The organism is Leclercia sp. M50, assembly GCF_037150775.1.
GTDB lineage: Bacteria > Pseudomonadota > Gammaproteobacteria > Enterobacterales > Enterobacteriaceae > Enterobacter.
The window spans coordinates 1-3,505 of sequence record NZ_JBBCPK010000189.1 but is presented as its reverse complement, the minus strand read 5'-3'; the positions used below and the strand labels follow the sequence as shown (position 1 = coordinate 3,505).

Annotated in this window: 3 protein-coding genes and 1 pseudogene; 2 read left to right on the top strand and 2 right to left on the bottom strand. The window is 57.0% G+C overall.

Features of this window, described 5'->3' with window-relative positions; all coding sequences use genetic code 11:
- Positions 1–332 (top strand): annotated as a pseudogene (locus WFM46_RS23185) (mannitol dehydrogenase family protein); the annotation flags it as partial.
- Between the two features lie 39 nt (positions 333–371).
- Here WFM46_RS23185 and WFM46_RS23180 read toward each other — a convergent pair.
- Together WFM46_RS23180 and ydfG are read right to left on the bottom strand one after the other, a co-directional pair.
- Positions 372–1,058 (bottom strand): GntR family transcriptional regulator, encoded by a 687-nt coding sequence (locus WFM46_RS23180; protein WP_103179538.1) that lies wholly within the window; start codon positions 1,056–1,058, stop codon positions 372–374.
- Between the two features lie 91 nt (positions 1,059–1,149).
- A complete protein-coding gene (gene ydfG, locus WFM46_RS23175; RefSeq protein ID WP_336998661.1) occupies positions 1,150–1,896 on the bottom strand; it encodes a bifunctional NADP-dependent 3-hydroxy acid dehydrogenase/3-hydroxypropionate dehydrogenase YdfG in 747 nt (248 codons plus the stop codon).
- A 153-nt stretch (positions 1,897–2,049) separates the two neighbouring features.
- Between ydfG and WFM46_RS23170 the strand changes: the two genes are divergently transcribed.
- Positions 2,050–3,505 (top strand): M3 family metallopeptidase (locus WFM46_RS23170; RefSeq protein WP_336998660.1); only part of this gene is annotated, 1,456 nt, incomplete at its 3' end.

Genomic DNA, 3,505 nt, shown 5'->3' with positions numbered 1-3,505 from the left:
GTATGCTTGATTCAGTGCGCTGGCACCGTGTGCACCAGAAACCATTCCCGCTACTGGCGCTGGGTATTGCCGGCTGGATGCGCTATGTCGGCGGCGTGGATGAGCGCGGCGAAGCCATCGAGGTGTGCGATCCGCTGTTGCCGGTGATCCAGGCGGCGGTAAACGGCAGTGCTGAAGGGGTATCCCGCGTGAAGGCGCTGATGGGTATCGAGGCGATCTTTGGTAATGAACTGCCGCAGGATGCGACTTTTGTCGAGGCGGTAACCGGGGCGTATCAAATGTTGCTGGAGAAGGGGGCGAAAGCCGCTGTGGCCCACTATATCGCGGGCTAATTCTGCCGTATGCCGCCGCTATGGCGGCATTCATTTTCGTTACTCTTCGCTAAACCAGTCACTATTTTCCTGACGAATTAACTGCACTGACTCGCCAATTTCCTGCAGATGCAGGGTCATCGCTTTTTCTACCGCATCGGCGTCACGCTTTTCCAGGGCATGGAAAATATCCAGATGCTGGCGCAGCAGCATCTCTGGCGGTGATACGTGATTAAGGCTCATGTAACGCACCCGGTCCATGGTCGCCTTGATGTTCTCGATGGTATCCCACGCCAGCTGACAGCCAGCAATTTGCGCCAGCTTCTGATGAAATTCGTCGTCGAGCAGGAAGAAGTCATTCAGCTGTTTACGTTCAATGGCGATACGCTGCTGATGCAGATTCTGCTCCAGCTGATAGCACTGATGATCGTCGACCAGGGTTGCCGCACGACGGACCACGGCGCACTCGATGGCCTGGCGGACAAAACAGCCGTTCTGTACCTGACTGAGGGAGATCTTGTTAACGTAACTGCCGCGCTGGGGGCGGATCTGAATCAGGCCATTTTCCGCCAGCTTGATAAAGGCTTCGCGAACCGGCTGACGGGAGACATCAAAGCGTACCGACACCTCTTTTTCTGATAAAGGGGTGCCCGGCGGGATCAGGCAATGCACAATATCGCTGCGCAAAATACGATAAATTTGCTGATTTACGGGTTGTGTCGGATTAAGTTGCGATTCAGCGGCCATTCGATGTGATTTCTCAGAGGGTTAACCCGGAAATACTACCATTCTTTTACCCGGTATCCCAGACCCGGCCCGCAAGCCGGGCGGGGAAAGATCATCCGCGATGAACGCTCAGGCCAGCAAAGCTCTGCGTCACCGGCATCATTTCAACGGTGTTGATGTTGACGTGCTTCGGCAACGTCGCCACCCACCAGACGGCTTCAGTGACATCATCCGGGGTGAGGGCGGTGGTGTTTTCGTAGGTTTTACCGGCTTTGTCATCATCGCCTTTAAAGCGAACGTTGGAGAACTCCGTTCCGCCGACCAGACCCGGCTCGATATCCGTCACGCGGATAGCGGTGCCGTGCAGATCGGTGCGCAGGTTCAGGCTGAACTGACGTACAAAGGCTTTGGTCGCGCCATAGACGTTGCCGCCCGCATAAGGCCAGCTACCGGCGGTCGAGCCGATGTTGATCACGTGACCACGGTTGCGCTCCACCATGCCAGGCAGCACGGCGCGTGTCATATAGATCAGGCCTTTGTTGTTGGTGTCGATCATCGTTTCCCAGTCTTCCACACTGGCTTTGTGCGCAGGCTCAAGACCCAGCGCCAGCCCGGCGTTGTTGACCAGTACGTCGATGTCACGCCATTGTGCCGGCAGATTGGCAATCATCTCTTTAATAGATGCACGGTTACGCACGTCAAGCTGGGCGGTCAGAATGCTGTCGCCAAGCTCCTCTTTCAGCTCCTGCAGACGCTCCTGACGGCGGCCTGTGGCAATCACTTTATGGCCGTTTGCGACGAAGCGACGCGTAATGCTTTCACCAAATCCTGCTGTCGCCCCGGTAACTAAAATAATCATGTCACTGTTCCTCAACGCTTTTTGTGTAGTACTACCATAGCATGTGATCTGACGCAGAGTAAGGTTACTTTTCGTGCCCTCAAGGCCACAGAGATTGCAGCCCATGCCGGGCTGGCCTACTCTGGTGAAATTCACCTTATTCAGGAGTCTGTTATGTCTGGCACTAATCCGTTTTTCACAAGCAGCCTGCTGCCGTACCAGGCGCCACATTTTGATCTGATCCGCGACGAACACTATCGTCCAGCCTTTGACGAAGCCATTCGTCAGAAGCGCAGGGAGATCGCGGCGATTGCCGGTTCCGCAGACGCCCCCGATTTTGCCAATACCGTACTGGCGCTGGAGAAAAGCGGCGAGCTGCTGAGCCGGGTAAGCAGCGTCTTCTTTGCCATGACTTCGGCGCACACCAATGATTATCTGCAGCAACTGGAAGAGGCGATCTCAACCGAACTGGCGGCGCTCTCTAACGATATCTGGCTGAATGAGGCGCTCTTTGCCCGGGTGGATGCCATCTATAATGACCGCCAGGCGATGGCGCCGGATGCCGAGTCCCTGCGGCTGATTGAGGTGCTTCATCAGCGCTTTATTCTGGCCGGGGCCCGGCTGGAGGAGGCGCAAAAGCAGGAGCTTAAAACGCTCAATACCGAATCAGCCAGCCTGACCAGCCAGTTTAACCAGCGTCTGCTGGCGGCAGACAAGGCGGGTGGGCTGGTGGTGGATTATCAGCATCAACTGGATGGCCTGAGCCCGGCGGAACAGGCCGCGGCTGCCGAGGCCGCAGCAGAGAAGGGACTCAGCGATCGCTGGCTCATTCCGCTGCTGAACACCACGCAACAGCCGGCTCTGCAACAGCTACGCGATCGTCAGACCAGAGAAAACCTCTTCAAAGCGGGCTGGCTGCGCACGCAAAAAAATGATGCCAACGATACCCGCGAGGTGGTCGCACGTCTGGTGGCGCTCCGGGCGCGTCAGGCTGAACTGCTGGGCTATGGTAGCTACGCCAGCTGGAAAATTGCCGATCAGATGGCGAAAACCCCCGACGCCGCGCTGCAGTTTATGCGGGGTATCGTTCCTGCCGCGCGCGGTCGCGCCCTGCAGGAGCAGGCCGACATTCAGAAAGTGATTGATGAAGAGCAGGGCCATTTTCAGGTTCAGGCCTGGGACTGGGCCTTTTATGCCGAACGTGTGCGCCTGGCGAAGTACGCCCTGGACGAGTCGCAGGTCAAACCCTATTTTGCCCTCAATACGGTGCTGACAGACGGCGTCTTCTGGGCGGCGACCCGCCTTTTCGGCATTACATTTGCCGAGCGCAGGGATATCCCTGTCTACCACCCTGACGTGCGAGTCTGGGAGATCTTCGATCATCACGGAGAAGGGATGGCGCTCTTTTACGGTGACTTCTTCGCCCGCGACTCGAAAGGCGGCGGGGCGTGGATGGGTAACTTTATCGAGCAATCCCATGAAGCCGGGTCGCGGCCGGTAATCTACAACGTCTGCAACTATCAAAAACCGGCGGAAGGCCAGCCAGCGCTAATCTCGTGGGATGATGCGATCACCCTGTTCCACGAATTTGGCCATACCCTGCACGGTTTGTTTGCCAGCCAGCGTTACG

Excerpts from the sequence above, each read along its gene's own strand:
- ydfG (WP_336998661.1), bottom strand. The coding sequence starts at position 1,896 with ATGATTATTTTAGTTACCGGGGCGACAGCAGGATTTGGTGAAAGCATT.
- WFM46_RS23180 (WP_103179538.1), bottom strand. The coding sequence starts at position 1,058 with ATGGCCGCTGAATCGCAACTTAATCCGACACAACCCGTAAATCAGCAA.